This window comes from Paraburkholderia sp. D15 (assembly GCF_029910215.1).
Lineage (GTDB): Bacteria > Pseudomonadota > Gammaproteobacteria > Burkholderiales > Burkholderiaceae > Paraburkholderia.
On sequence record NZ_CP110396.1, the window covers coordinates 2,400,178 to 2,426,514 of the forward strand.

Genomic DNA, 26,337 nt, shown 5'->3' on the forward strand with positions numbered 1-26,337 from the left:
ATGAAAACTCTTCGTCTCCCGAATGTCGCCGCAGTTGCAACACTCACTGCGCTCACCGCACTCACCGCATTGAGCGCGGCGCTTTTTCCCGGCATCGCGTCGGCGCAAACCACGTCGCAAGTTGCGCCTGTGCGAGCCAATAACGTCGTGCTGGTGCATGGCGCATGGGCCGACGGTTCCAGCTGGAACGGCGTGGTGGAACGCCTGCAGGCAGCCGGCATGCATGTGACGGCAGTGCAGAATCCGCTCACGTCGCTCGCGGATTCGGATGCCGCCACACGCCGCGCGCTGGCATTGCAGGATGGTCCCACGGTGCTCGTCGGTCATTCGTGGGGCGGCACGGTGGTCAGCGATGTGGGCGGCGACCCGAAGGTCTCGGCGCTGGTCTACGTCGCCGCGCGTGCGCCCGACGCCAACGAGGATTTCGTCGCGCTGTCGGGCAAGTTTCCGACCATGCCGGTACGCGCGGGCGTCGAAAATCATGACGGGCTGACGACGATTTCCGAAACGGCCTACCTCCGCTATTTCGCCAACGGCGTCACGCCGGATCAGGCGAAGGCGCTGTACGCGGAGCAATGGCCGACCGCTGCTTCGCTGTTCGGCGAGCGGACCACGTCGGCGGGCTGGCACGTGAAGCCGGTCTTCTACGCCGTGTCTCGTGACGATCAGACGATCTCGCCCGATCTCGAACGCTTTCTCGCCGCGCGCATGAAGGCGAAGACGATCGAGCTGGATGCGGGGCATCTGTCGCTCGTGTCGCATCCGCAGGAAATCGCCAACCTCATTCTTCAAGCAGCGGGTCACGAAGCGGGCGCCGCGACGACCACTGCGGCGACCACCGCGGCGACTTCCGTCAAGAACTGATGTAGGCCGGTCGCGTCCAGGCGGTGCGGTATGATTGGCGCCAAAAACCCAAGGACGCGTCCACGCCGATGAAAGAAGAATCGCCGAAAGCCATTTTCTATGCCCTTGCCGCCAACCTCGGCATTGCCGTCTGCAAGTTCGCGGCAGCCGCGTTCACCGGTTCCGGCTCGATGTTCGCCGAGGCGATTCACTCCACCGCCGATTGCGGCAATCAACTGCTGTTGCTGTTCGGCCTGCGCGAAGCGCGCAAACCCGCGAGCCCGTTGCATCCCATGGGCAGCGGCCGCGAAATCAATTTCTATTCGTTGCTGGTGGCGTTGCTGCTGTTTTTCGTCGGCGGTGCGTTCTCGGTCTATGAAGGCGTACATCGTCTGTTCGCGCGCGAGCCGCTGCAATACGCGTATGTGGCGCTGACGGTGCTGGGCGTGTCGGTCGTGCTGGAGGCGCTGTCGCTGTGGGGCGCGGTCAAGGAAATTCGCAAGACGCATCCGGATAAAAGCATGTGGCGCTGGTTTCGCGAAACGCGCGAGTCGGATCTGCTGGTGGTCGCGGGCGAAGACATTGCCGCGTTGGCGGGTCTCGCGATGGCCTTCGCCGCGGTGTTGCTGACCATGATTACCGGCAATCCGCTGTACGACGCGTTGGGTTCGATCGGCGTGGGGTTGCTGCTGATGGCGATCGCGTGGCTGGTGGCGCGCGAAGTGAAGTCGATGATCGTCGGCGAATCGGCGAGTCCGGAAGTACGCCGCGCGATCGAGGCGCATCTGCGCGCGCGCAGCGAGATTCGCAGCATCATCAATATGATCACGCTGCAATGGGGGCGTCACGTGGTGGTGGCCGTGCAGGCGGAAATGATCGATTACGCGAGCGGCCGCGCGATGGTGGACGCGATCAACGTGATCGAGGCGGACCTGCAGGCGGCGTTCCCGCAAGTCCGCTGGGTGTTTTTCGAACCGGACGTGCCGCGCGCTTGAGGTGGTCGTTATTGCTTCGACTACCTTGATCGCGCGTTATCGTGTTCGCTTTACCGCCCGTTCATTTGAATCCCGCCACCGCGTGCGGCACGTAAAGTTCTTCGAGTTGACGGATTTCGTCGTCGCTCAGATTCAACGAGAGTGCCGCGACCGCGTCGTCGAGGTGATGCAGTTTCGTTGCACCGACGATCGGCGCGGTAATCGGCTTCTTCTGCAATACCCACGCTAGCGCGACCTGCGCACGCGGCACGCCGCGCCCGTCGGCAATCTTGCCGACCCGCTCGACGATTTTCCGATCCGCGTCTTCGGTCTGCGCATACAGCGTGCGGCCGAATTCGTCGGTTTCGGAGCGGGCGCTTTCAGTGTTCCAGTCGCGGGTCAAACGTCCGCGCGCGAGCGGACTCCATGGAATCACACCGATTCCTTCGCTTTCGCACAGCGGCAGCATTTCGCGCTCTTCCTCGCGGTACAGCAGGTTCACGTAGTTCTGCATCGTCACGAAACGCGTCCAGCCATGGCGCTCGGCGACGTGCAATGCCTTGGCGAATTGCCATGCGTACATCGACGACGCGCCGATATAGCGAGCCTTGCCCGCCTTCACGACATCGTGCAGCGCCTCCATGGTTTCCTCGATCGGCGTGCGGTCGTCCCAGCGATGGATCTGATACAGGTCGACGTAGTCGGTACCGAGCCGCCGCAGACTGTGATCGATCTCCGACATGATCGCCTTGCGCGACAGCCCCGCGCCGTTCGGACCCGGATGCATGCGGCTGTTGACCTTGGTGGCCAGCACGATCTCGTCGCGCTTCGCAAAATCCTTCAGCGCGCGGCCGACGATCTCCTCGCTGGTGCCGTCCGAATAGACGTTCGCGGTGTCGAAGAAATTGATGCCGTGATCGAGCGCCTGCTTGATGAAGGGCCGCGCCGCTTCGTCGTTGAGCGACCAGGGATGCGTGCCGCGTGCGGGCACGCCGTAACTCATGCAACCGAGACAAAGACGCGATACATCGAGGCCGGTGCGGCCGAGTTTCACATAGTCCATCGTGGTGCTCCAGGTGGGAGTGAGGTGCACAAAGGCGGTGCGTGACGCGTGACAGGGCGTTCCGTGATGCGGCGGACCTTCGATTATAGAAACGCGGCGAAGAACGCGCAGTGAGGCGGGCTGAACCGAGGATCGAATAGGGAGGTTGAGCCGATCCGCATTGTTTTACGAATTACCGTGGCGTGGCGCGGTGGAATTGATGCGCTGCGTAGTGGCAAACGGTTTCGTCACACCTATACTTCTTTCGGCTTGAAAGCGGCACACTCTCTCAACCTGCATCACAAGCACAAAAAGGAAGATATCGATGCTGACTCGTACACTCGGTGCGCTTTGCGCGGTCACGCTGGCTGCTTGCGCGGCCTTTACGTCAGGCCCCGCCAGCGCGGACGACAATGCCGGTTTCTCGCAAGCGGACTACGGTTCGCACGGCCGCCCCGTCAAGGTGATGATCATTTCGATGTTCGGACCGGAAGGGCAGGTGTGGCTCGACCGCCTCGGACCGTGGCGCGATATTGCCGTCGACGGTCTATCGCCCGATTACCCGACAGTTCATTGCAACAAGCAGGATGTGTGCGTGATGACCACCGGCATGGGTCACGCGAATGCCACCGCGTCGATCATGGCGTTGACGTTCTCGCCGCGTTTCGATCTGCGGCATACGTACTTCATGGTGGCGGGCATCGCGGGTATCGATCCGCAGCAGGGCACGGTGGGTTCGGCCGCGTGGGCGAAGTACCTGGTGGACTTCGGCATTCAGTGGGAACTCGACGGACGTGAAATTCCGCCGGGCTGGAATACCGGCTACCTCGGCATCAACACGACGGGGCCGACGGTCAAGCCGCCGCTGGACTATCGCACCGAAGTCTTCCAGTTGAATCCGCAGCTTGCCGATACCGCGTTCGCGCTGTCGCGCAACGTCGCGTTGTCGGATAACGCGCAGGCCCAGGCCGCGCGCGCCAAATATTCCTATGCCCCGGCCAACCGGCCGCCCGCGGTGATTCAATGCGACACGCTCGCCGGCGACACGTGGTGGTCGGGTACGCTGATTGGTCAACGCGCGCGCGACTGGACCAAAATCATGACGGACGGCAAGGGCGTCTACTGCACGACGCAGCAGGAGGACAACGCGACCTACGAAGCGCTGAAGCGCGCGGCGTCGGTGCATAAGGTCGATCTGAATCGCGTGGCGGTGGTGCGTGCGGGTTCCGACTTCGACCGTCCGTACGACGGGCAGACCAGTGCCGACAATCTGCTGAACTATGCGGCGCAAGGCGGCTTCACGATCGCGATCGAAAACCTGTTCCGCTCGGGTAATCCGCTGGTGCAGGATATTTCCACGCATTGGGGCGAATGGCGCGACGGCGTGCCGAAGCGTTAATTCCGTCGTATTGCGACTACATTGCCGATCGACGGTTAATCAAGCTTCGATCGAAGCCGCATGAAAAACGAGCCTGCCGGCGGAGGATCGCTCCGCGGTCAGGCTCGCACACTGCCAACGACACACTTACCGTTGCGGCGCGCGATACGGCGTCCACACGGCGGCGTCGGAATCCCAATGGTCGAGTTCTGAAGGTGTCATGATGTGCTCCTTTTTGAAGAGTGCATGTTTGGCGCCGCGTCGATCATTTCTTCTGGAAACCGAATCATCGCGACGGCTTTGACTTCTTTGCGTCCAGTCTGGCGTGTCGCCTTATTGCCCTTCGGCCACGCGCGTCACGTCGCCGTTATGGCCTTCCTGCAACGCGATACGCGCGGCTTGGGTCTGACCGATCAGGCCTTTGTTCGGATACGTGGTGCGATTCAGCGAAGGCAACGAACCGTCGCGATACGCGGCGACCAGTTCAGCCTGCACTTCGGCGCGCGTCTTGCCCGTGGTGGGCGTCGTGGCCGTAGCCTGGGCTTGGTATGTGCCCGCGTGGCCGATGCCGCCACCGCCTTGCGCGAACGCCGGGGCGCCGAGAGCGCCGGCAAGCAGCGAAAGAGCCAGACCTGCTAACAGATTGCGTTTCATGATTCACTCCTGTCGATTCGTTGGCAGCGCACCGGGCGCCGCGACAGGGTGAAATGTAGACGTCGGGAGAGTGCGGATAAATCGCGCTTTCACGAAATGAATTGTCGCGATTCCGGAACAATCGTCGTGAAGCCCGTGTGAACAGCAGGAGAGGAGGGAGATCAAGAAGAGACAACCGCGGCATTAGCGCCGCGGTTGGAATTCACTGTTTCAAAACCTGTACTTCAACAGAACTTCGACAAATAACCCCTAAATTAAGCGGGTTTTCTCGCGTCGGCGGTTGTCGTCGTTTCCGAGCTCATGCAACCCATTCGGTGATGACGGGCGTGTCGAGTTCAGGTGCGGACTCGCGTTCTTCGAACGTGCGCTTCGTGCACGTTGCGTCGAGACGGCCGCGTCCGCTGAGCAACGGACAACGGTCGAACACCTCCGCGATCCAGTCTACGAAAACGCGGACTTTAGGCGACAGATGACGACTGTGCGGATAGACTGCGGAAATCGGCATCGGCAGTGGTTTAAGTTCCGGCAACACCTCCACCAACTGTCCCGAGCGCAGATGCGGCAACACCATGAAGAGCGCTGGCTGAATCAGACCGAAGCCTTCGAGTCCGCAAGTCACGTACGCGTCGGCGTCGTTCACCGAAACAATGCTCTTCATTTTCACTTCGACTTCTTTGCCATCCACCATGAAGGCCCAATCGAGCGTGCGACCCGTGCGGCTCGAAAAGTAATTGACCGCTTTGTGATTGTCCAGGTCTTCGAGCGAAGACGGCATGCCAAACCGCTCGATGTATTCCGGCGCCGCGCAGGTGACCCCTTCGAACAGGCCGATTCGTCGCGCCACCAGCGAGGAATCCTGTAGCGCGCCTACCCGCACCACGCAATCCACGCCTTCCTGCAGCAGGTCGACCGGACGATCCGTCAGACCCAGTTGCAGGTCGATATCCGGATAGCGCGTGTGGAATTCACACAGCGAAGGAATCACCAGCAGACGCCCGATCGAGCCGGGCATGTCGATGCGCAGTTTGCCGTGCGGCTTTTTATTGCCGCTCTGGAAACTCGCCTCGGTTTCCTCGACATCCGCGAGGATGCGCACGCAACGTTCGTAATACGCCGCGCCGTCCGGCGTGAGCGACAGACGCCGCGTGGTCCGGTGCATCAAGCGCGTGCCGAGGAACGCCTCGAGATTCTGGATGATGGTAGTGACCGATGCGCGCGGCAGGTCGAGCGTTTCCGCTGCGCGGGTAAAGCTGTTGGTGTCGACGACACGCGTGAACACTTGCATGGCCTGAAGCCGGTCCATTGCAAACCTCCGGAAGGGGCGGGCGCACTGAGCGGAAACCGAATCCGCAGACAATCGCAGTGGATTGTTCAAGGGCGCCGAATTGTGTTGCCGGATTATAGGCATTTATTTACGAGTCTGCCGAACCCACAATTCGCACCATTGAAGTTCTATGCGCATTGCGCGGCTCGACATGGATGCATTTAAACCGCCGTACTCCTTCGTGCCCACCGGTAGCGGTGTGGCAGAGGCCGACAGCACGGCACTCGAGGTCACTGACGTACAGATCGAAGGGTACGCCCAGGACATTACGTTGCGTTTGTACCGGCAAGGCCGGAAAACCGCACTGCCGGTACTGCTTTATTTCCACGGCGGCGGCTTCACGAAGGGCTCGATCGAATGCGCGGACTACGCCGCGCGCTATTTCGCCGAACACTTACCTGCGCTGGTGGTGTCGGTCGGTTACTCGCTGGCGCCGCAGTTTCCTTTTCCGGCGGCGCCGGAGGACGCGCATCGCGCGGCGCTGTGGGTGCAGACACGGGCCCGCGCATTCGGCGGCAACAGCAGGAAGGTCGGCGTGGCCGGCCACGATGCGGGCGGCCAATTGGCCAACTGCCTCGCGTTTATCGCACGCGATCGCGGCGACGTGCAGATTGCCGCGCAAGCGTTGTTCGGGCCGATGCTCGATCCGAGCCTCACGCGGCTCGGCGATGAAAAGCGGCTCGGCTCGGATATCACGGCAAAAGAATGCGCGGCGTGCTACCGCGCGTATCTGCCGCAAGCGTCGCAACGCATGCATCCGTATGCCGCGCCGCTCGAATCGTCGCGGCTCGCGGGCCTGCCGGCCACGCTGATCGCGACGGCGCAAAACGACGTGCTGCACGTGGAGGCGGAGAAATACGCCAGCAGCCTGATCGACGCGGGTGTGCTGACCCAGGTGGTCCGCTATCCGAGCGTGTCGCATGCGGCACTGGCCGATCATCCGCCCGCGTTGCAGGAGGCGGTGCGATTTTTTCAGTGGCGCTTCGACGCACGCGCTCACCGATGAACAGAAATAACCAGACAGTCAATCAACGATACCGGGAGCTACTTATGACCATCCTTCCTCTTTCCCGTCGCCGTGTGGCGATCGCAGCGCTTGCCGTTCTCGTCGTGGCCGGGCTGGGCACGTTCGGCGCGATCCGCGTCGATGCGAGCTCGCCGGCCGCACCGACCATCGTGCCGGAAGTCGACGTCGCCACCGTGGTGCAGAAGACGATCACCGACTGGCAGAGCTATTCGGGCCGTCTCGAAGCCGTCGAAAAAGTCGATGTGCGTTCGCAGGTGCCGGGCACCATCGTGTCCGTCAATTTCAAGGACGGCGCGCTCGTGAAGAAAGGCGACACGCTGTTCGTGATCGATCCGCGTCCGTACGCAGCGGAAGTGGATCGCGCCGAAGCGCAACTCGCGGCCGCGCAGGCGCGCACGGGTTACACGCAAAGCGATTGGGAGCGTGCGCAACGCCTGATCGTCGACAACGCGATCGCCAAGCGCGACTACGACGACCGCCAGAACGCCGCGCGCGAAGCGAGCGCCAACCTGAAGGCCGCGCAGGCCGCGCTCGAAACCGCACGCATCAACCTCGGCTATACGAAGATCGTCGCGCCGGTATCGGGTCGCGTGTCGCGCGCGGAAATCACGGTGGGCAACGTGGTGGCCGCGGGCGCGAGCGCGACGCCGCTGACCACGCTGGTGTCGGTGTCGCCGATCTACGCATCGTTCGACGCGGACGAACAAACGTACCTGCAGTACCTGAGCCGCGCGAAAGACGGCAGCAAGGTGCCGGTGGAACTCGGCCTCGCCGACGAAACCGGCTATTCGCGCAGCGGCACGATCGAGTCGGTGGACAACCGTCTGGATACGTCGTCCGGCACGATCCGTGTGCGCGCGCGCTTCGATAACCAGGACGGGTCGCTGATTCCCGGCTTGTACGCACGCGTGAAGGTCGGCGGTAGCGCGCCGCATCCGGCGCTGCTGATCGACGACGCCGCCGTCGGCACCGACCAGGACAAGAAGTTCGTGCTGGTGGTCGATCAGAACAACAAGGTCGCGTATCGCGAGATTTCGGTGGGCAGCATGCAGGGCAATCTGCGCGTGGTGAAGGGCGGCTTGCAGGCGACCGACCGTATCGTCGTGAATGGCGTGCAGCGTGTGCGTCCGGGCGATCAGATCCGCGCCCACATGGTGCCGATGGATGCCGATGTGGATCCGAACAGCGCGCCGCTTGCGCAATCGCCCGCGCAAGCGACGAAGCCAGCACAGACGCAGTCGCAGACGCAGGCACAAGCGCAGCCGCGCACCAAGTCGGACAAGAATTCGTGAGTTGAGTGCGCCGCGAGCCGAACCCGGCGGCGCATCCTCCAACGTTAAGAGCTTTCCATGAACATATCCAAATTCTTTATCGATCGGCCGATCTTTGCCGGCGTGTTGTCGGTACTGATTCTGCTGGCGGGCATCATTTCGCTCTTCAAGCTGCCGATCTCGGAGTACCCGGAAGTCGTGCCGCCGTCCGTGGTGGTGCACGCGCAGTATCCGGGCGCGAATCCGAAGGTGATCGCCGAGGCGGTCGCCTCGCCGCTCGAAGAGCAGATCAATGGCGTCGAGAACATGCTGTACATGCAGTCGCAAGCGAACAGCGACGGCAATCTCACGCTGACGGTGACCTTCAAGCTCGGCACCAATCCGGACCTCGCGACGCAACTGGTGCAGAACCGCGTGAACCAGGCGCTGCCGCGTTTGCCGGAAGACGTGCAGCGGCTCGGCGTGACGACCATCAAGAGCTCGCCGACGCTGACCATGGTGGTCCACCTGATCTCGCCGAACAATCGTTACGACATGACGTATCTGCGCAACTACGCGCTGCTGAACGTCAAGGATCGTCTCGCGCGGATTCAGGGCGTGGGTGAAGTGCAACTGTGGGGCTCGGGCGACTACGCGATGCGCGTGTGGCTCGATCCGCAGAAAGTCGCGCAGCGCGGTTTGACGGCGACCGAAGTGGTCAACGCGATTCGCGAGCAGAACATCCAGGTGGCGGCCGGTGTGATCGGCGCATCGCCTTCGGTGCCGGGCACGCAGTTGCAGCTGTCGGTGAATGCGCGCGGCCGCTTGCGCACTGAAGGCGAATTCGGCGACATCATCGTCAAGACCACGCCGGACGGTGGCGTGACCTATCTGCGCGACGTCGCGCGGATCGAACTCGCGGCTTCGGAATACGGGCTGCGTTCGTTGCTCGACAACAAGCCGGCGGTCGCGCTCGCGATCAACCAGGCACCGGGCGCGAACTCGCTGGCGATTTCCGATCAGGTGCGCTCGGCGATGAAGGAACTCTCCGAAGACATGCCGGCGGGCGTCGAATACAAGATCGTCTATGACCCGACGCAGTTCGTGCGTTCGAGTATCGAGGCGGTCGTGCATACGCTGCTCGAAGCGATCGCGCTGGTGGTGATCGTGGTGATCGTGTTCCTGCAGACGTGGCGCGCGTCGATCATTCCGTTGATCGCGGTGCCGGTGTCGATCGTGGGGACGTTTTCGCTGCTGCTCGCGTTCGGCTTCTCGATCAATGCGCTGTCGCTGTTCGGCATGGTGCTCGCGATCGGGATCGTGGTGGACGATGCGATCGTGGTGGTGGAGAACGTCGAGCGGAACATCGAGAACGGGCTGAGTGCGCGCGATGCGACGTACAAGGCGATGCAGGAGGTGAGCGGGCCGATCATCGCGATCGCGCTGACGCTGGTCGCCGTGTTCGTGCCGCTCGCGTTCATGACGGGCCTGACGGGTCAGTTCTACAAGCAGTTCGCGATGACCATCGCGATCTCGACGGTGATCTCGGCGTTCAACTCGCTGACGCTGTCGCCGGCCTTGTCCGCGATGCTGTTGCGCAGCCATGGTGCGAAGGAAGACTTCCTGACGCGCGTGATGAATCGTCTGCTCGGCGGTTTCTTCAAGCGCTTCAACAAGGTGTTCCATCGCGGCTCGACCGAATATGGCCGCGGCGTGACCGGCGTGCTGCGTCGTAAGGGCGCGATGCTGGTGGTGTACGCGATCCTGCTGGGCGCGACCGTGCTGATCTCGCGCGTGGTGCCGGGCGGCTTCGTGCCGGCGCAGGACAAGGAGTATCTGATTGCATTCGCGCAGTTGCCGAATGGCGCGTCGCTCGACCGCACGGAAAAAGTGATTCGCGACATGAGCGCGATCGCGTTGAAGCAGCCGGGCGTGGAAAGCGCGGTGGCGTTCCCGGGTCTGTCGGTGAACGGCTTCACGAATAGTTCGAGCGCGGGCATCGTGTTCGTCACGCTCAAGCCGTTCAAGGAGCGCGGCAGCAAGACGCTCTCGGCCGGTGCGATTGCCGGTGCGTTGAACCAGCAATACGGGGCCATCAAGGACTCGTTCGTCGCGGTGTTCCCGCCGCCGCCGGTGCTCGGTCTCGGCACGCTTGGCGGCTTCAAGATGCAGCTGGAGGATCACGGCGCGCTCGGTTACGCGGAATTGAACAAGGCGGCGGAAGCGTTCGTGAAGAAAGCGGCGCAAACGCCGGAACTCGGCCCGACCTTCTCGAGCTATCAGATCAACGTGCCGCAGTTGAACGTGGACCTGGATCGCGTGAAGGCCAAGCAGCTCGGCGTGCCGGTGACCGACGTGTTCAACACGATGCAGATCTATCTGGGCTCGTTGTACGTGAACGACTTCAACCGCTTCGGCCGCGTGTATCAGGTGCGGGTGCAAGCCGATGCGCCGTTCCGTCAACGCGCCGACGACATCCTGCAACTGAAGACGCGTAACGCGGCGGGCGACATGGTGCCGTTGTCGTCGCTGGTGACGGTGACGCCGACCTATGGTCCGGAAATGGTGGTGCGCTACAACGGCTACACCGCCGCCGACATCAACGGCGGCCCGGCGCCGGGCTACTCGTCGGGTCAGGCGCAGGCCGCGGCCGAACGCGTGGCGGCCGAAGTGTTGCCGCATGGCGTGAAGCTGGAATGGACCGACCTGACGTACCAGCAGATTCTGGCCGGCAATGCAGGCATGTGGGTGTTCCCGATCAGCGTGCTGCTCGTGTTCCTCGTGCTCGCCGCGCTGTACGAAAGTTTGACGCTGCCGCTCGCGGTGATCCTGATCGTGCCGATGAGCGTGCTGTCCGCGCTGACCGGCGTATGGCTCACGGGTGGCGACAACAACATCTTCACGCAGATCGGTTTGATGGTGCTGGTGGGTCTGTCCGCGAAAAACGCGATTCTGATCGTCGAGTTCGCTCGCGAACTGGAGCATGACGGGCACTCGCCGCTGTCGGCGGCAATCGAGGCGAGCCGCCTGCGTCTGCGGCCGATTCTGATGACGTCGATCGCTTTCATCATGGGTGTGGTGCCGCTGGTGCTGTCGAGCGGAGCCGGTTCGGAGATGCGTCACGCGATGGGTATCGCGGTGTTCTTCGGCATGCTCGGCGTGACGCTGTTCGGTCTGATGCTGACCCCTGTGTTCTATGTGGTGCTGCGTACGTTGGCGGGCGGGACGATTCACGTCGCGCAGAAGGACGCGCCGCACTATGGGGCGCCGGCAACGGAAGCCTGAGGAGAAAACAATAATGCAACGCTATGAATCTTTGAGCGGTTGGGGCCGCGCGGCTGCCAGCGCCTTGCTGGTCGCGCTGCTCGCCGCCTGCTCGGTGGAACCGACGTACAAGCGGCCGGACGTGGATACGCCGACGGCCTTCAAGGAAACGCCGGCGGCGTCTTCCGCCGCGGCGGGAGCCGGCGCAACGTCGCCGCGGGAAAACGGTACGTGGAAGACGGCGCAGCCTGCCGACGACGCGCATCGTGGGCAATGGTGGACGATTTTCGGCGACCCGCAACTGAACGCGCTCGAAGAGCAGGCGGCTGCCGCCAATCAGGATCTGAAGGCAGCGGCGGCGCGTGTGCAGCAGTCTCGGGCGTTGACGCAGGCGGCGAAGTCGGACTGGTTCCCGAAACTCGACGCGGGCTTCGGTCCGACGCGCGAGCGTGCATCGGCGGCATCGCAGTTTCTGCCGGACAGCGCGGGCGGTACGACGGGCACGATCTGGCGCGCGCAGACCAGCGCGTCGTACGAAACGGATCTGTTCGGACGGGTCGGTTCGAACGTGAACGCGTCGCGTGCGGACGAACAGCAAAGCGAAGCGCTGTTCCGTTCGGTGCAGTTGTCGTTGCAGGCCGACGTCGCGCAGAACTATTTCCAGTTACGTGAGCTCGATTCGGAACAGGATCTGTACCGTCGTACCGTGACGTTGCGGGAAGACACGTTGAAGCTGGTCGAGCGGCGTTTCAAGGAAGGCGATATCGGCGAGCTGGACGTTTCGCGTTCCCGCAACGAGCTCGCGAGCGCGCGTGCCGATGCGGTGGGCGTCGCGCGTCAGCGCGCCACGGCCGAGCACAGTCTCGCGATTCTGCTGGGCAAGCCGCCGGCGGATTTCTCGTTCGCGGAAGCGCCGCTCGCGCCGGTGACGGTGCGTGTGCCGCCGGGTTTGCCGTCGGCGCTGCTGGAACGGCGGCCGGATATTTCGGCGGCGGAGCGGGCCATGGCGGCGGCGAATGCGCGCGTGGGTCTGGCGAAGTCGGCGTTTTTCCCGAAGCTGGATATCACCGGCGCGTTCGGCTTCGAGTCGGCGACACTCGGCGATCTGTTCCTGTGGTCGAGCCGCGCGTTCGTTCTCGGGCCGCTCGCGGGTGGCGCCTTGACGCTGCCGTTATTCGACGGCGGACGACGCAAGGCGAACCTCGCGCAAGCTCGCTCGAAGTACGACGAGGATGTCGCGCAGTATCGCCAGCAGGTGCTGGTGGCGTTCCGCGAAGTCGAGGACAACCTGTCCGATCTGCGTCTGCTCGACGATCAGATGCGTGAGCAGAACGACGCGGTGCAAGCGTCGCAACGGGCGGCGAAGCTGTCGCGCACGCAGTACACGGAGGGCGCGGTCAGCTATCTGGATGTGATCGACGGTGAACGGCAGGTGCTGAGCTCGCAGCTGCAGGCGAGCCATCTGCAGGGTACGCAGGCGGTGGCCACGGTGAATCTGATCCGCGCGCTGGGTGGCGGTTGGGGCGATGCGGCTGCGCCGGATGCGACGGTGGGGGCAGTGGCGCCGGCGTCTGCGTCGGGAGCGGTGGGGGTGACGAGTGCCGCGCCTGTGGCTACGCAGCAGGTTGCGAAGCAGTAGGTGTGTTCGACGTGATGGGTAGTTGAAGAGGGGCCGTGGTGACGCGGCCCCTTTTTCGTTGGCGTTTTCGTTGGCGTGGATACCTTGCTAACCGCTAGAAATATTCGTTTCGAATAATTCGTTTGTTTCGTTTATTGCGTTTACGTGGACGGCTGCCTATACTGACGACTCATCTGGAGCCAACCATGACCACCGCCGCCCCCGACCGAATCGTGCTGTCGGACGACGACACTACCGTGCTTTCCGCCGTAAGCCGCCTGATGAGCGCTGCGCTGGACCATTCGCGCGCAAACAGTGTCGCGCTGGTGGAGGAAGGCGCGGACGGTGACATCGCCCGTATCGAAGTGCCGCCGGCCACGCTGCGCGTGTTGTCGCGGGTGCTCGCCATGATGGCGAGTCAGCAGGTGTTTCTGCTGTATCCCGCCGACACCGAGTTGACGACCAGGCAGGCCGCCGATCTGCTCGGCGTATCGCGTCCGTTCCTGATCGCGCGCCTCGAGGCTGGCGATCTGCCGTTTCGCAAGATCGGGCGTCATCGCCGCATGCGCATGGACGACGTGGTGCGCTACAAGGAAAGCATGCGCGCGACGAGAACGAGCGCGCTGAACGATATGGTGGCCGACAGCGAAGCGATCGAGGGATACGATCTTTAATGCTGTCTTTCGGTCATTTCACTGTCGTGCTGGACGCGTGTGCACTTTTTCCCATGGTGGTGCGCGACGCGCTGCTGACTCTTGTGCGAATCACGAGTTCTACTCGCCGCGATGGTCGGCGCGCATTCATGACGAGTGGACCCGCAACCTCACCGCGCGCTTTGCTGACAAAAGCGCGGCGAACGACGCGATCCCGAAGATCATCTCCATCCGGCGCGCCATGGACCGGGCTTTTCCCGACGCGCTTGTCGAGGAGATCCCGCCGGAGAGCCATGAAGTGATGCCCGTCGACGAAAAAGATCGCCATGTCGTGATGACGGCAGTGGCGGCCCGCGCGGATGCAATCGTCACGTTCAATATGAAGGACTTCGCGGCGGAACACCTGGCGTCCAGTCTGTCGATCGACGTCAGGCATCCGGATGTCTTTATTGTCGATCTCATCGACCTGAACGAGAAACGCGCGCTTGCCGCGTTCAAGGAATTGCGGGAACGCAAGCGCCGGCCGCCATGGTCGGTGAACGAAATGCTGGATCACTTGATTCGTGCCGGTCTGGTTCAAACCGCCGCGTGGTTATCCAGTGCGGATGTGATGCCGCTGCTGTAGTTCGTTGCACCTTGCCTATCGTCTTCATCGGCACCCCCGCCAAATCATTTTTCCCGCTTTCCTTACAAAAATCCGTTCGTAGACCGCGCGTTTTCCGCCCTCTATGATGATTCGCACCTCATCTGAAGAGAGGCGATGACCTGTCCGACCTTCCGCTGTCCGCGCTGATCGATTCGCGCGTTCCGTCGCCGCCGCGCGACGGCTAAACCGTACGTCACCCATTTCCGTAGCCCGATACTGTCCGGCATGACCGAGCGTCGCTCAGTCCATGCCGTGGGATCGGCTCGTCCTGAATCAACCTCACGCCACATACTCAGCGAGCTCATCATGCGCATTTCCTTTTCGAACGTACGGCGCCTGTTCAACGCGTCGCCTTCCGCGCTGATCGGCGCACTTGCTGTCGGTGCCGCGCTGGCGTTGTCGGGCGCGTCCGCGCAGGCCGCCGACAACGCGACGCTGAAAATCGGCACCGCTACCAGCCCGCAGATCGAAGCGCTCAAAGTGGCCGCGCGCGAAGCGAAAGAGCAGGGACTCGACGTGAAGATCATCGAGTTCACCGACTGGAACACGCCGAATGCCGCGCTCGCCAATAAGGACATCGACGTCAATTATTTCCAGCACATTCCGTTTCTGGAGAACGCCAAAAAGCAGGGCGGCTATAACTTCGTGGCGATTGCACCGGGCACGATCATGAAGATCGGTTTGTACTCGAAGAAGATCAAAAGCTTCGGCGAATTGAAGAACGGCGCGACGGTCGCGATTGCGAACGATCCGGTCAACGGCGGACGCGGCCTGTTGCTGCTGCAACGCGCCGGTCTCATCAAGCTGACGCCGGGCGTCGACTACCGTGCGACGACGCTCGACATCATCGACAACCCGAAGCATCTGAAGATCGTTCAGCTCGAAGCATCGCAGTTGGCCCGCTCGCTCGACGACGTGGACCTCGCGCAAGGCTATCCGAGCTTCATCAAGCTCGCGGGCACGACGGACCCGAATAGCGCGTTGCTGTTCGACGGTCTGGAAAACAAGAACTACGCGATTCAATGGGTCGTGCGTCCGGAAAGCGTGAACGATCCGCGGATTCGCAAGTTCATCTCGATCTATCAACATTCGCCGGCCGTGCGTGCCGCGCTCGATAAAGCGTTCGGCAACCTCTACGCGGTGGCGTGGTAATTGGCCGCAGACGCGCGAACCTGATTGGAGCAACGCAATGGCTAATCTTTTCGACGTTCCGCAATTCATCGAGCGCGCGCCTGCCGTCGACCGGCATCGCGATGCGGCGGCGAGCACGGATCGCACCGTCGTCATCTTCGACGATGTAGGCAAGCAGTTCGTCGACGCGCGCGGCGTGCCGACCACGGCGTTGGCGAACGTCACGCTGAAGGTGGCGCGTGGCGAAGTGTTCGGCATTATCGGTCGCAGCGGCGCGGGTAAATCGACGCTGTTGCGTCTCGTCAATGGTCTGGAAAAAGCGAGTGCCGGCGCGGTGCGAGTGAACGGCGTGAGCGTCGGCGAACTCGACGAGCGCGAACTCGTGGCATTGCGGCGGCGCATCGGCATGGTGTTTCAGCACTTCAATCTGCTCTCCGCGAAAACCGTGCGCGAGAACATTGCGTTGCCGCTGAAAATCGCGGGCGTGCCGAAGGCGGCGATCAACGACAAGGTCGATGCGTTACTCGAACTGGTGGGCTTGTCCGCGAAGCGTGACGCGTATCCGGCAAGCTTGTCGGGTGGCCAGAAACAACGCGTCGGCATTGCCCGCGCGCTGGTGACCGATCCCGACATTCTGCTGTGCGACGAGGCCACCTCCGCGCTCGATCCGGAAACGACGCAGGCCATTCTCGCGTTGCTGCGCGATATCAATCGGCGGCTCGGTTTAACCATCGTGCTGATCACGCACGAAATGCAGGTGATCCGCGAGGTCTGCGATACGGTTGCGGTGATCGAGCGCGGCGCGGTGGTGGAAACCGGCCCGGTGTGGCGCGTGTTCGGCGATCCGCGGCACGATGCGACGCATGCGCTGTTGCGCACGCTGGTTCACGATCTGCCCGCGGACCTGGCGGAGCGGGTCAAGCCTGTGCGGGAGCTGGAATTGCAACTGCAACTGGAACCGGGACGTAACGACGCGCGCATTCTGCTCGACGTCCGCTTTACCGGCGAGGACACGCACGAGCCGGATATCGGTGCGTTGACGACGGCGCTGAGCATCGAAGGTGGCGGTGTGAGTTTCGTGCACGGCGGCATCGACCGTATTCAAGGACATGCGCAAGGACGGTTAGTGGTTTCGTCGCAGATACGGGCGAATGCGCGGACGACCGTGCCCGAACAGATTGCGACACTGCTCGAACGCGCGCGCCGCCATGCCAACCACGTCGAGGTACTGGGCTATGTCTGAACTGTGGCTCTCCGAACTGGCCGATGCCATTCGCGACACGATCGTGATGGTCGGCGTGTCCGCATTCGTCGCGGCGCTGGTCGGCATTCCGCTGGCCCTGGTGCTGGTCACCACGACGCGCGGCGGCATCTTCGAGAAGCGCGCGGTGAACGGCGCGCTCGGCGCACTCGTCAACGCGTTCCGTTCGACGCCGTTCATCATTCTGCTGGTCGCGCTGCTGCCGTTGACGCGTCTGCTGATCGGCACCACGATCGGCGTGTCGGCGGCTATCGTGCCGCTGAGCATTGCCGCGATTCCGTTCTTTGCGCGTGTCGCCGAAGTCAGTTTGCGGGAAGTGGACCGCGGCCTGATCGAAGCCGCGCAGGCGATGGGGGCGCAGCGCCGGCATATCATCTGGCATGTGCTGCTGCCCGAGGCACTGCCTGGCATACTCGGCGGCTTTACGATCACGGTGGTGGCGATGATCGGTTCGTCGGCGATGGCGGGCGCGGTCGGCGCCGGTGGCCTCGGCGATCTCGCGATCCGCTACGGCTACCAACGCTTCGACACGACGGTGATGGTCACGGTGATCGTCCTGCTGATCGCCATCGTGACGGCCGTGCAGTTTGTCGGCGACCGCTTCGTCAGGCGGTTCGCGCAGCGCACCTGATTGCGGGCGATCTGACTTTCCTGACTACGGACTTTGCATGAACGAACCTCGCCATGCGGCAACGCATTCCGTGCGTGATGTTTCCAGTGCGGCCGATGTATCGGCCGCTTTCGCTGCTTCAAGCACTTCCGGCGTAACGGATCTCTCCAGTCTGCTCGACGCGCTGCGCGCGAGCGCGCCGCAGCGCGACCGCGACGGCGGCCATGCCGGGCAGGAGAAGCAATGGATCGCCGACGCCGGCCTGCTCACGCTCGCGGTGCCGCGCGAATTCGGCGGTCCTGGTGCACGCTGGCCCGACATCTACGACACGATCCGGCGGATCGCGCGCGTCGATAGCGCGCTCGCGCATTTGCTGGGCTTCACCTGCCTGCAGATCGTGAGCGTCGACGTTTGGGGCAATCCTGAACAACGTGCCCGCTATTTGAGCGGCACGGTCGAGGGTCGCTGGTGGTGGGGCAATGCGGTCAATCCGCTCGATACGCGTCTGGTTGCAAGCGCAACCAGTGACGGCGGCTATGTGCTGGACGGACAGAAAGGTTTCTGTTCGGGCACACGCGGCTCGCACATGATGACGATTTCCGCGCACGATCCCGCCGCCGGCAAACCTGTGTTCGCCGTGGTGCCGACTGCACGCGAAGGCATCGTCGTGCGGGACGACTGGGACCCGATCGGTCAACGGCAGACGGACAGCGGCAGCGTTTCATTCACGCGTGTCAGGGTCGAGCCGCACGAAGTGTTGCAACGAGCCGACACACCGTATGCGAGTCTGCGCACGCTGATTTCGCAGCAGGTGCTGACCAATCTGTTCGTCGGCATCGCGCAGGGTGCGCTCGAGGAAGCGCGCGCCTACGCGACGCAGCACGGCCGGCCATGGGTCAACTCCGGCGTCGACCGGGCTACCGACGATCCTTATCTGATCCAGCGTTTCGGCGAGATGCGCGTGCAGACAGTCAGCGCCGAAGCGCTGGCCACGCGCGCCGCGTATGCACTCGAGGATGCGTGGCGCCAGGGTCCGTCGCTCGCGGCCGAAGCGCGTGCTCATGTCGCGCTGGCGACCTCGGAAGCGAAAATCGTCGCGCACCGCGCAGCGCTCGATGTCAGCGAAAAACTCTTCGACGCGTGTGGTGCGCGCGCGACACACGCACCGCTCGCACTCGACCGTTTCTGGCGCAATGCGCGCGTCCATACCTTGCACGACCCGCTGGACTACCGGATTCGCGATGTCGGCCGCTACGCGTTGAGCGGCACGCTGCCGGACGTTTCTTTGTACACTTGAGACGGCTCGCGGCGCCCCGGCATGAGGGCGCCGCGTTTTTTCGTTCTCGAGAGATTCCCGTCTTGCCGTTCAAACTACCCACTACCGCAACGGCGCCGTTCTGCCCATCCGAAGTACAGGGCTCGGTCGCCGTCACGCAAGGCGCGTCGTTCTGGAAAAAAATCCTGCAGTTCGCGGGGCCAGGTCTGCTGATTTCGATCGGCTACATGGACCCAGGCAACTGGGCGACCGACATCGAAGCCGGATCGCGCTACGGCTACAGCCTGTTGTTCGTGGTGTTGCTGTCGAGCCTCGCGGCCATGGCGTTGCAATGTTTGAGCATGCGTCTGGGCATCGCGACCGGGCGCGACCTCGCGCAGTTGTCCAGCGCGCGCTATTCGCCGGCCGCCGCGCGCTTTCAATGGGTGCTCGCCGAACTGTCGATCGTGGCGTGCGATCTCGCCGAAGTGCTCGGCGGCGCGCTCGCCTTCCATCTGCTCTTCAAATGTTCGCTGACCACCGGCGTGCTGTTGACCGCATTCGACACGCTGATCGTGCTCGGTCTGAAAGGCAAGAATTTCCGCGATCTCGAAGCGATCATGCTCGGCCTCATCGCGACGATCGGCGTGGGCTACATCATTGAACTGGCGCTGGTCGGGCCGCACTGGCCGTCGGTCGCGCAAGGGCTGGTGCCGTCCTGGCAGGCGCTCAGTTCGCGCGAGCCGCTGTATCTCGCGATCGGCATTCTCGGCGCGACGGTCATGCCGCATAACCTGTATCTGCATTCGTCGATCGTGCAGACGCGAGCGGTGAAGCGCGATCCGGCCAGCATCCGCTCGGCGATCGGCATGTCGCGGCTCGATACCATCGTGTCGCTGGCCATTGCGCTGCTGATCAACATGGCGATCCTGATTCTGGCCGCCGCCGCGTTTCACGCGACCGGCCACAAGCAGGTCACCGAAATCGAAGACGCTTACAAATTGCTCGCGCCGATCGTCGGCACCGGTTTCGCGGCGGTGCTGTTCGCGATCACGCTGCTGGCATCCGGACAGAGTTCGACCTTCACGGGCACGGTGGCGGGGCAGGTCATCATGGAAGGCTTTCTGAAACTGAAAATTCCATGCTGGCAGCGCCGCTTCATCACGCGCGCGCTGGCCTTGATTCCGGCGCTGATCGGCGTGCAGATGATGGGTAACGGCGCGGTCGGCAAATTGCTGGTGGCGAGCCAGGTCGTGCTGAGCCTGCAGTTGCCGTTTGCGCTCTATCCGCTGATCCGCATGACCAGCGACCGGGCGTTGATGGGCGAATTCGCCAACACGCTGCTGACGCGACTCGTCGCGTGGACGCTGTTCGTCGTGATCAGCGCGGCGAATTTGTGGCTGGTGGTGCAGACGGTGGGGCTTGTCGACTGACTCGGCGTCCGGTGTTGGGTGCGGAAACGCGCCACGTGCGGGATGCCGCAACGCTTGTGTTGGCGACGTAAAAAAAAGTCCGCTCGATGGCGGACTTTTTATAAGCTTCGGTTCGAGTCGGGCCGGACCAGCCCTTCCCGGGTACTTCCGGACTCAGGCGGCTTGCGCGACCTGCGCTGCTTCGAGCGCTTCCTGGCGGGCGGCTGCGGCCTTCTTCGTCTTGCCGGCGCGCGATGGCGGCTGGCATGCGCCGCACACGACGTTGTGTTGCAGGTCGTGCTTATGGGCGACGAACTTGCCGGTGCAGCGGCAGCATTTGGTCAGTTGCAGAATGTCGGCGTCGAAGAAACGCACCAGCGTCCATGCGCGCGTCAGATCCAGCACCGGTTCGGTTTCGCTGTGCTGGCAATGTTCCAGATACAGGCGATAACCCTTGGTCAGCGCGTCGAGATGCGAGCAACGCGCTTCGTTCTTGAGGAACAGGTACGTGTTGTAGAACAACGACGCGTGGATGTTCGCCAGCCACGTCATATACCAGTCCGCCGAGAACGGCAGCATGCCCTTGGGCGGCGATACGCCCTTGACTTCACGATACAGGCGGATCATGCGGTCGCGCGAAAGCGTCAACTCGCTTTCGAGCACCTGCATACGGGCGCCCAGTTCGATCAGTGCGATCGCACGGAATACTTCTTGTGCGTCTTCCGTCAGGCTACGCTTGAGCATCGCAGTCACCTCGATTAAGCAAACTGCTCGGCAGGCTGGCCTGCGAGCAGGATCGCCGCGTGAGTCGGTGCAACTGCGGCGTGCTTCGTCGTTTGCGTCAACGCCGACAACATCGCGTGGTCGTTGAAGCGGAAGAAGCACAAAAGTTGGTCGGAAGCGGCCAGCTTGACGATCTGCGCGAGCGACAGCCCCGCGAGCAAATCAGCCAGTTCCGACGACAAGCCGAGACGGAACATGCCGACCGGTTTGTCCTCACGCAACATACGTTGCGCAAGCATGATGTAAGACAAGTTAATCTCGCGGATAGAATCCAGCGTCTCGCTGCTACGGTCCATTTTCTCTGTTTCCGAAGCCCCGAATTACTATGTCGGCATTTTTTGCCGTTATGTCTTTTCTGCCTCGCCGGAAACGATGACCTCCGGCTACATGTCACCCAAGCTGATACAGAAGGCGACCTTTTGATACATCGCGTTACATTTCGTAACAGCTTGGGACGAATTGTATGAACAGCAAAACAAGAAATCAATCCCCTCTCGAAAAAATATCTCAAAAAGATACATCAAATTTCGGTAACTCTTTCACGGTGCTGTAATACTCAATGCCTAGCGAATTTTTTGCTGTCGAGAGTTTTCGTCTGATCCATGGAAACCCTTGTATAGCGGGGGTTCGAGCTATTCGTACGATCAATGTGGGTAAGGTGGTCGCAGTGCGGTAATTTGCGCTGGAGCAAGAAAGGAAACAGAAAGCGAGCGGAATATTGAGTAATATATACCGCTATTTTTGACCGCCAAAGGGTCGAATCGAAGGTGTAACGAGTTGGTGCGGCCCCAGTTACAAACTCGGGTGTATTTGTAACGTCGTATGTAACTTCTGGCAGGAGGCAGGTGGACGACGCACTGCCAGACGCAAACGTTAGCCAGGGGCAAGCGGCGCGTATGTTACAGCAAATGCGCACGAAGTCTTGCGGCGTTGCGCCGGCGACACGGCCTGAGCGGATTCGCGTCGGCGCAACGCGCGATGTTACAAGTTGCGACAGGTAGTCGCGATCGGCGATCCAGCATGAATGACCGCGACAGAAACCCGTTACAGAAAGCGCACCATTAAATCGGCGTCGTGAAAAACGCCTCCTACATTTAGCGCACCGACTTCGCAGCCGTATTTATTGAATCCCGCCGATTCATAGAGTTTGCGGGCCGCTTCATTGTGGCTGGCTACGACGAGCTGGATTTGCCGCAATCCGTCGATCCGCATAGCCCGCCGCATTAACTCATCAAGCAGCGCACGTCCGACCCCGCGCCCTGCAGCCTCGGGCGCAACATACATGCCGATCACGGATGCCTTGTGCCGTTCCTTGTCGCGCTGGTTGCGCGATAAACCCACCACGCCAAGCAGCGGCGTATCCGTCGAAGCGAACGCACCGAGCAAAAACTCGCCCTCGGCCGCGAGCAAGCCTTGCAGGCGTGCGTCGTGTTGCTCTGGGCCTCGCGCAAGCGCTTCTTCATAGCTCTGGCCGAACGATTCCGGATGTGCCTTCAACCCGCGCAAGCGAAGCTGGAAATACGCGTCGCGGTCCGCGGGGCGCAGTTGGCGGATGAGGACGGGGTGGGTGTCGGTCAATGTGGCCTCCGTGTTTGCGTGTGGGGTACTAATGCACGGCACCGATGCACGGCACTAATGCGCAGTACAAATGCGCAGTACAAATGCGCAGTACAAATGCGCAGTGAGAACACACGGTACAACTGTGCACAGCTGAATCCTCGACCTTGCCCGACTGCTTGGTATCGAGCAATGCCTAGGACGCGGCTTCCTCTCGCTGCCTGTCGGCGAAATCGCGTAGCGCCGCCGCGGTTTGCTGGTCGGCGGGAAAGAACGCTTCGATCGCGAGTTCCGACAGCGTGACATCGACCGGCGTGCCGAATACGGTCGTGGTGCTGAAAAACGACAGCACGCCGATCGGTGTGCGCAACCGCAGCGGCACCGCGATCTGGTTGACCGCTGAATCGTGATCGGCGGCTTCGGCGTTTGGCGGCGCCGGATACGCGGCCAGTTCGTCTCGCAACGCGGCTAGCGTTTCGTCGCCGCTTACGTCGACCTGCCGCTGCAGACGCGCAAGTATGTGTTCACGCCACGCATGCCAATTAACGATGGACGCGGCGATCCCCTCGGGATGCAAACTCAGCCGTAGCGCATTGACCGGCGGCTCCAGCAACGCTGGACTTGCACCGGCCAACAGAGGCGCAAGCGCGTTGTTCGTGGCGACAATGGTCCAGTGCCGGTCGATTGCGAGCGCGGGGTAGGGTTCGTGTCCTTTCAGCACCAGTTCGACGGCCTCACGCGCGGCGGCCAGTTGCGGATCTGACAGCGGTCGTTCGCGGAATAACGGCGCATAACCCGCCGCGACCAGCAAGGCGTTGCGGGCACGGAGCGGGACGTCGAGTCGCTCGGCAAGATGCATGACCATTTCCCGGCTCGGCAGCGCGCGACCCGATTCGACGAAGCTCAAATGCCGCGTCGAGATATCGGCTTCGGTGGCGAGCAGCAGTTGACTCATTCTTCGACGTTGGCGCCATTCGCGCAGCAAGTCGCCGACGGTGCGGCTAGCGGAAGGCGAAGATGACGGGACGGTTTGCGCAAAAGAGAGTGTGTTCATGCCGACGATGATAGCCAAAGCACGTTGTCAATCCATTACCCTGGAGGTAATGAAATACCCGGAAAGCGCCTACGAATACCCGTGACCAGACTGCGTGCAAGCGTTGAAGTGCGAATATCAGCCGGGCTGAGCGCCAGCGTTCGCCGCCGAACTCCGATACAAACACGACGGCATGCCCGACTCAGGCCGCCGCCATGCCTGCGGGCACGGCGGTCAGCTTGACGCCCAGCGCGCGCAGCAGCCGTAACACCGTGTCCATGCGCGGCTTGGAGCCGGGCGAGAGGGTTTTGTACAGGCTTTCGCGGCCGAGGCCGGCCTCCGCCGCAACCTTGGCGATGCCACGCGCCTTGGCAATGTCGGCGATTGCGGCGAGGAGTGCGTCGGAATCGTCTTCCTCGAGTGCTGCGTTGAGGTATTCGGCGATCATGGCCTCGCTATCGAGGTAGTGCGCTGCGTCGAATCGTGCGGTTTTGATTTTGCTCATGACAGTGCCTTTTTGAGTTTTTCCCACATTGTTTTGGCATGCTTGATATCGGCCTGCTGCGTTGACTTGTCGCCACCGCAGAGCAGCAGATACATCATGCTCCCCTCGCGCGCCAGGTAGACCCGATAACCCGGCCCCCAGTCGATGCGCATTTCGGATATACCGTCTCCCAGCAGTTTCACGTTGCCGAAATGGCCACGCTCCGCGCGCCGGATTCTCACGAGAATCTTCGCTCTCGCCCTCAAGTCAGCGAGCCTGGTGAGCCACGTGTCGAATTCTTCGGTTGACCGTGTACACCGGAGGTGACGCGATCTGTTGAGGATTGTATCTACTGAGATACGAATTTACAAGACTTTGTTCCATATCAAAAAGTGCCTCGCACGCGGGTTCGTTCAATTCGTCGTATGCCGCGTGGCGATGTCGCGCGGCTCCGATTCGCGACACGAGATTAGCGATTATTCGTGATCCTGACGACTCGGCCGAATGGCTAATGGCGCCGTTCGTATCTCGTTGAACTGCGCCCTCCGACAAGGATCCGCAGGACCTGCAGCGATCGCCTCCCACAGCAGTGAGGCGGGATGCTTACCTCCCACGTAATCGACCTGCGTCGGTGCAACCGTCAATCTTCACTCCGAGCCCGCCGCAGACAACCCGTCCGCCGTGCGTCGCGCTCAATCGATATCAACCAGGAGTCTGAGATGAATGCGAACACCGACCTGATCGACCGCTACTTCGATGCATGGAACGAGACCGATGGCGCGCGCCGCCGCGAGTTGATCGCCGCGACGTGGAGCGCTGACGCCGACTATCGCGACCCGCTGCTGGCCGGCACGGGCCACGACGGCATCGACGCGATGATCCGCGCGGTGCACGAGCGCTTTCCGTATCACACGTTCCGCCGCACGTCGGACGTGGATGGCTTCGCGAACCGGCTGCGTTTCACGTGGGAACTGACCACCCCGGCGGGGGAAGCGATCGTGAAGGGATCCGATTTCGGCGAGGTCGATCCGCATGGCCGTCTGCGGGCCGTGACGGGGTTTCTCGACTACGTGCCGCCGGGTGCCTGAAGCGGCCTGGAATGGATTGTCAGCAGCGATTTTCACACGGAGAACATCATGCACGAGCCCGTTGCCGTCAGATTTACCGACAACTTCGCCACGTTCGCGCGCTGGTCCGGCATCGTCGATACGTTTTGCGGCGCGGTCGCTGGTTTTGCGCTGCTTGCGGGTCCGCGACCGTTCGCGTTCACCGCACTGCTTGCGTGGCGCGAACCGGTGCTGGGCGGCATGGGCCTCGTGTTGCTGGCCGCGCTCGGCTGGCTGCGCTGGCAATTCGACACGCTAGCGAACTCCGCAGAGAATGCAGAAGCCAACCCGGCAACAAACCCCGCAGCAAACCCCGAATCGAACCCGGCATTCAACCCGGCATTCAACCCGGTAACGCCGCGTGTTGCTTGCTACAATCGATCGCTGGAAAGCGAGTCGGCGGGCGAGTCGGCGGTACACGTAGCCGTCGCTGTAACGCAGCACGTGCGAACACGCTGCCCAACCGTCAGCGCGGATCCGTCCGCGCGATGCCCGCCCTGCGTCACCCGGACCACGCGTCCACCCCCGGTGTTAAACCGCCAATCGAATTTCAAGGAGAGATCGTGCTGAAGAATCTGGACCCGCTGCTGAACGCCGACATACTGCACGCACTACGCTCGATGGGCCATGGCGACGAACTCGTGATTTGCGACGCCAATTTCCCGGGCGACTCGGTCGCACGCGAATCGGTCTTGGGTAAAGTGCTGCGCCTCGACGGCGTGAACGCGCCGCGGGCGATTCGCGCGGTGTTGTCGGTGATGCCGCTGGACACGTTCATCGATCATCCCGCGTCGCGCATGGAAGTGGTCGGCGAGCCGGATACCATTCCGGCCGTGCAACGCGAGGCGCAGAGCGAAATTAATCAGGCGGAAGGTCGCGATGTGCCGTTCGTATCGATTGAACGGTTTGCTTTTTACGAGCGCGCGCGCAAGGCTTATTGCGTGATCGCGACTGGTGAAGAACGCGGCTATGGCTGCTTCGTGTTCACCAAGGGCGTGCTGCTGGCGCCGGACGCACCGCAGTCGTAAACGC

General features: G+C 62.3%; 26 protein-coding genes. 17 read left to right on the top strand and 9 right to left on the bottom strand.

Translation table 11 applies throughout. The features are described from left to right. Together LFL96_RS30495 and LFL96_RS30500 are read left to right on the top strand one after the other, a co-directional pair. Window positions 1-864: an alpha/beta hydrolase gene (locus LFL96_RS30495; protein ID WP_281001610.1), complete on the top strand. Its 864-nt coding sequence runs from the start codon at window positions 1-3 to the stop codon at window positions 862-864. A gap of 68 nt (window positions 865-932) precedes the next feature. Beyond that, window positions 933-1,838 carry a cation diffusion facilitator family transporter gene (locus LFL96_RS30500; protein ID WP_281001611.1) on the top strand — a complete coding sequence of 302 codons (906 nt, stop codon included), beginning with the start codon at window positions 933-935 and terminating at the stop codon, window positions 1,836-1,838. A gap of 61 nt (window positions 1,839-1,899) precedes the next feature. On the opposite strand, the gene LFL96_RS30505 is transcribed toward LFL96_RS30500, so the two are convergent. After that, a complete protein-coding gene (locus tag LFL96_RS30505) occupies window positions 1,900-2,880 on the bottom strand; it encodes an aldo/keto reductase (protein ID WP_281001612.1) in 981 nt (326 codons plus the stop codon). 304 nt (window positions 2,881-3,184) lie between these two features. On the opposite strand from LFL96_RS30505, the gene LFL96_RS30510 reads away from it, so the two are divergent. After that, window positions 3,185-4,258 carry a purine nucleoside permease gene (locus tag LFL96_RS30510; RefSeq protein ID WP_281001613.1) on the top strand — a complete coding sequence of 358 codons (1,074 nt, stop codon included), beginning with the start codon at window positions 3,185-3,187 and terminating at the stop codon, window positions 4,256-4,258. 312 nt (window positions 4,259-4,570) lie between these two features. On the opposite strand, the gene LFL96_RS30515 is transcribed toward LFL96_RS30510, so the two are convergent. Then, a complete protein-coding gene (locus LFL96_RS30515; protein ID WP_281001614.1) occupies window positions 4,571-4,891 on the bottom strand; it encodes a DUF4148 domain-containing protein in 321 nt (106 codons plus the stop codon). A gap of 298 nt (window positions 4,892-5,189) precedes the next feature. Then, entirely contained in the window at window positions 5,190-6,194 is a 1,005-nt protein-coding gene (locus tag LFL96_RS30520; RefSeq protein ID WP_281001615.1) for a LysR family transcriptional regulator, read from the bottom strand. A gap of 172 nt (window positions 6,195-6,366) precedes the next feature. Here LFL96_RS30520 and LFL96_RS30525 point away from each other — a divergent pair, with 172 nt between their 5' ends. The 11 genes from LFL96_RS30525 (at window position 6,367) to LFL96_RS30575 (ending at window position 20,363) form a co-directional block, all read left to right on the top strand. Beyond that, complete coding sequence (locus LFL96_RS30525) at window positions 6,367-7,221, top strand: alpha/beta hydrolase (RefSeq protein ID WP_281001616.1); 855 nt, start codon at window positions 6,367-6,369, stop codon at window positions 7,219-7,221. A 44-nt stretch (window positions 7,222-7,265) separates the two neighbouring features. Beyond that, window positions 7,266-8,534, top strand: a complete 1,269-nt coding sequence (locus tag LFL96_RS30530) for an efflux RND transporter periplasmic adaptor subunit (protein WP_281001617.1) — start codon at window positions 7,266-7,268, stop codon at window positions 8,532-8,534. 57 nt (window positions 8,535-8,591) lie between these two features. Further along, window positions 8,592-11,777, top strand: a complete 3,186-nt coding sequence (locus LFL96_RS30535; protein ID WP_281001618.1) for an efflux RND transporter permease subunit — start codon at window positions 8,592-8,594, stop codon at window positions 11,775-11,777. A gap of 13 nt (window positions 11,778-11,790) precedes the next feature. Continuing rightward, a complete protein-coding gene (locus LFL96_RS30540) occupies window positions 11,791-13,395 on the top strand; it encodes an efflux transporter outer membrane subunit (RefSeq protein WP_281001619.1) in 1,605 nt (534 codons plus the stop codon). A 185-nt stretch (window positions 13,396-13,580) separates the two neighbouring features. Continuing rightward, window positions 13,581-14,048, top strand: a complete 468-nt coding sequence (locus LFL96_RS30545) for a helix-turn-helix domain-containing protein (protein WP_281001620.1) — start codon at window positions 13,581-13,583, stop codon at window positions 14,046-14,048. A 37-nt stretch (window positions 14,049-14,085) separates the two neighbouring features. Beyond that, on the top strand, window positions 14,086-14,652 hold the full coding sequence (locus LFL96_RS30550) for a PIN domain-containing protein (RefSeq protein WP_281001621.1): 567 nt from the start codon (window positions 14,086-14,088) through the stop codon (window positions 14,650-14,652). Between the two features lie 327 nt (window positions 14,653-14,979). Then, a complete protein-coding gene (locus LFL96_RS30555) occupies window positions 14,980-15,825 on the top strand; it encodes a MetQ/NlpA family ABC transporter substrate-binding protein (protein WP_281001622.1) in 846 nt (281 codons plus the stop codon). 37 nt (window positions 15,826-15,862) lie between these two features. Continuing rightward, a complete protein-coding gene (locus LFL96_RS30560; protein WP_281001623.1) occupies window positions 15,863-17,047 on the top strand; it encodes an ATP-binding cassette domain-containing protein in 1,185 nt (394 codons plus the stop codon). Further along, window positions 17,040-17,696 (top strand): methionine ABC transporter permease, encoded by a 657-nt coding sequence (locus tag LFL96_RS30565; protein ID WP_281001624.1) that lies wholly within the window; start codon window positions 17,040-17,042, stop codon window positions 17,694-17,696. Before LFL96_RS30560 ends, LFL96_RS30565 begins: the two co-directional genes overlap by 8 nt. Before the next feature lie 37 nt (window positions 17,697-17,733). Further along, window positions 17,734-18,972, top strand: coding sequence for an acyl-CoA dehydrogenase family protein (locus tag LFL96_RS30570; RefSeq protein WP_281001625.1), 1,239 nt, complete (start codon window positions 17,734-17,736; stop codon window positions 18,970-18,972). Window positions 18,973-19,034: 62 nt separating this feature from the next. Next, window positions 19,035-20,363, top strand: a complete 1,329-nt coding sequence (locus LFL96_RS30575) for an Nramp family divalent metal transporter (RefSeq protein WP_281001626.1) — start codon at window positions 19,035-19,037, stop codon at window positions 20,361-20,363. A gap of 153 nt (window positions 20,364-20,516) precedes the next feature. Here the strand turns inward: LFL96_RS30575 and flhC are convergent, their stop codons facing one another. From flhC to LFL96_RS30605, 6 genes are all read right to left on the bottom strand, one after another. After that, window positions 20,517-21,086 (bottom strand): flagellar transcriptional regulator FlhC, encoded by a 570-nt coding sequence (gene flhC, locus LFL96_RS30580; RefSeq protein ID WP_281001627.1) that lies wholly within the window; start codon window positions 21,084-21,086, stop codon window positions 20,517-20,519. 14 nt (window positions 21,087-21,100) lie between these two features. Then, complete coding sequence (gene flhD / locus LFL96_RS30585) at window positions 21,101-21,421, bottom strand: flagellar transcriptional regulator FlhD (RefSeq protein ID WP_035558891.1); 321 nt, start codon at window positions 21,419-21,421, stop codon at window positions 21,101-21,103. 748 nt (window positions 21,422-22,169) lie between these two features. Then, complete coding sequence (locus LFL96_RS30590) at window positions 22,170-22,703, bottom strand: GNAT family protein (protein ID WP_281001629.1); 534 nt, start codon at window positions 22,701-22,703, stop codon at window positions 22,170-22,172. Between the two features lie 175 nt (window positions 22,704-22,878). Beyond that, a complete protein-coding gene (locus LFL96_RS30595; RefSeq protein WP_281001630.1) occupies window positions 22,879-23,637 on the bottom strand; it encodes a helix-turn-helix transcriptional regulator in 759 nt (252 codons plus the stop codon). A 280-nt stretch (window positions 23,638-23,917) separates the two neighbouring features. Beyond that, window positions 23,918-24,220 (bottom strand): addiction module antidote protein, encoded by a 303-nt coding sequence (locus LFL96_RS30600; RefSeq protein ID WP_281001631.1) that lies wholly within the window; start codon window positions 24,218-24,220, stop codon window positions 23,918-23,920. Then, the gene (locus tag LFL96_RS30605; RefSeq protein WP_281001632.1) at window positions 24,217-24,465 is read right to left on the bottom strand and encodes a type II toxin-antitoxin system RelE/ParE family toxin; all 249 of its coding nucleotides are present in this window, start codon (window positions 24,463-24,465) and stop codon (window positions 24,217-24,219) included. The genes LFL96_RS30600 and LFL96_RS30605 overlap by 4 nt, the downstream gene beginning before the upstream one ends. A 453-nt stretch (window positions 24,466-24,918) precedes the next feature. On the opposite strand from LFL96_RS30605, the gene LFL96_RS30610 reads away from it, so the two are divergent. Genes LFL96_RS30610 through LFL96_RS30620 form a run of 3 tightly spaced genes read left to right on the top strand, consistent with a single transcriptional unit; the run spans window position 24,919 to window position 26,333 of the window. Continuing rightward, window positions 24,919-25,287: a nuclear transport factor 2 family protein gene (locus LFL96_RS30610; protein WP_281001633.1), complete on the top strand. Its 369-nt coding sequence runs from the start codon at window positions 24,919-24,921 to the stop codon at window positions 25,285-25,287. A gap of 48 nt (window positions 25,288-25,335) precedes the next feature. Further along, window positions 25,336-25,875, top strand: coding sequence for a hypothetical protein (locus LFL96_RS30615; RefSeq protein ID WP_281001634.1), 540 nt, complete (start codon window positions 25,336-25,338; stop codon window positions 25,873-25,875). Further along, window positions 25,869-26,333: an RbsD/FucU family protein gene (locus tag LFL96_RS30620; protein WP_281001635.1), complete on the top strand. Its 465-nt coding sequence runs from the start codon at window positions 25,869-25,871 to the stop codon at window positions 26,331-26,333. The genes LFL96_RS30615 and LFL96_RS30620 overlap by 7 nt, the downstream gene beginning before the upstream one ends. The last annotated feature ends 4 nt before the right edge of the window (window positions 26,334-26,337 follow it).

Excerpts from the sequence above, each read along its gene's own strand:
- LFL96_RS30535 (WP_281001618.1), top strand. The coding sequence starts at position 8,592 with ATGAACATATCCAAATTCTTTATCGATCGGCCGATCTTTGCCGGCGTG.
- LFL96_RS30505 (WP_281001612.1), bottom strand. The coding sequence starts at position 2,880 with ATGGACTATGTGAAACTCGGCCGCACCGGCCTCGATGTATCGCGTCTT.
- flhC (WP_281001627.1), bottom strand. The coding sequence starts at position 21,086 with ATGCTCAAGCGTAGCCTGACGGAAGACGCACAAGAAGTATTCCGTGCG.
- LFL96_RS30515 (WP_281001614.1), bottom strand. The coding sequence starts at position 4,891 with ATGAAACGCAATCTGTTAGCAGGTCTGGCTCTTTCGCTGCTTGCCGGC.
- LFL96_RS30615 (WP_281001634.1), top strand. The coding sequence starts at position 25,336 with ATGCACGAGCCCGTTGCCGTCAGATTTACCGACAACTTCGCCACGTTC.
- LFL96_RS30595 (WP_281001630.1), bottom strand. The coding sequence starts at position 23,637 with ATGAGTCAACTGCTGCTCGCCACCGAAGCCGATATCTCGACGCGGCAT.
- flhD (WP_035558891.1), bottom strand. The coding sequence starts at position 21,421 with ATGGACCGTAGCAGCGAGACGCTGGATTCTATCCGCGAGATTAACTTG.
- LFL96_RS30570 (WP_281001625.1), top strand. The coding sequence starts at position 17,734 with ATGAACGAACCTCGCCATGCGGCAACGCATTCCGTGCGTGATGTTTCC.
- LFL96_RS30545 (WP_281001620.1), top strand. The coding sequence starts at position 13,581 with ATGACCACCGCCGCCCCCGACCGAATCGTGCTGTCGGACGACGACACT.
- LFL96_RS30555 (WP_281001622.1), top strand. The coding sequence starts at position 14,980 with ATGCGCATTTCCTTTTCGAACGTACGGCGCCTGTTCAACGCGTCGCCT.
- LFL96_RS30610 (WP_281001633.1), top strand. The coding sequence starts at position 24,919 with ATGAATGCGAACACCGACCTGATCGACCGCTACTTCGATGCATGGAAC.
- LFL96_RS30495 (WP_281001610.1), top strand. The coding sequence starts at position 1 with ATGAAAACTCTTCGTCTCCCGAATGTCGCCGCAGTTGCAACACTCACT.
- LFL96_RS30540 (WP_281001619.1), top strand. The coding sequence starts at position 11,791 with ATGCAACGCTATGAATCTTTGAGCGGTTGGGGCCGCGCGGCTGCCAGC.
- LFL96_RS30530 (WP_281001617.1), top strand. The coding sequence starts at position 7,266 with ATGACCATCCTTCCTCTTTCCCGTCGCCGTGTGGCGATCGCAGCGCTT.
- LFL96_RS30600 (WP_281001631.1), bottom strand. The coding sequence starts at position 24,220 with ATGAGCAAAATCAAAACCGCACGATTCGACGCAGCGCACTACCTCGAT.
- LFL96_RS30520 (WP_281001615.1), bottom strand. The coding sequence starts at position 6,194 with ATGGACCGGCTTCAGGCCATGCAAGTGTTCACGCGTGTCGTCGACACC.
- LFL96_RS30500 (WP_281001611.1), top strand. The coding sequence starts at position 933 with ATGAAAGAAGAATCGCCGAAAGCCATTTTCTATGCCCTTGCCGCCAAC.
- LFL96_RS30510 (WP_281001613.1), top strand. The coding sequence starts at position 3,185 with ATGCTGACTCGTACACTCGGTGCGCTTTGCGCGGTCACGCTGGCTGCT.
- LFL96_RS30560 (WP_281001623.1), top strand. The coding sequence starts at position 15,863 with ATGGCTAATCTTTTCGACGTTCCGCAATTCATCGAGCGCGCGCCTGCC.
- LFL96_RS30565 (WP_281001624.1), top strand. The coding sequence starts at position 17,040 with ATGTCTGAACTGTGGCTCTCCGAACTGGCCGATGCCATTCGCGACACG.
- LFL96_RS30525 (WP_281001616.1), top strand. The coding sequence starts at position 6,367 with ATGGATGCATTTAAACCGCCGTACTCCTTCGTGCCCACCGGTAGCGGT.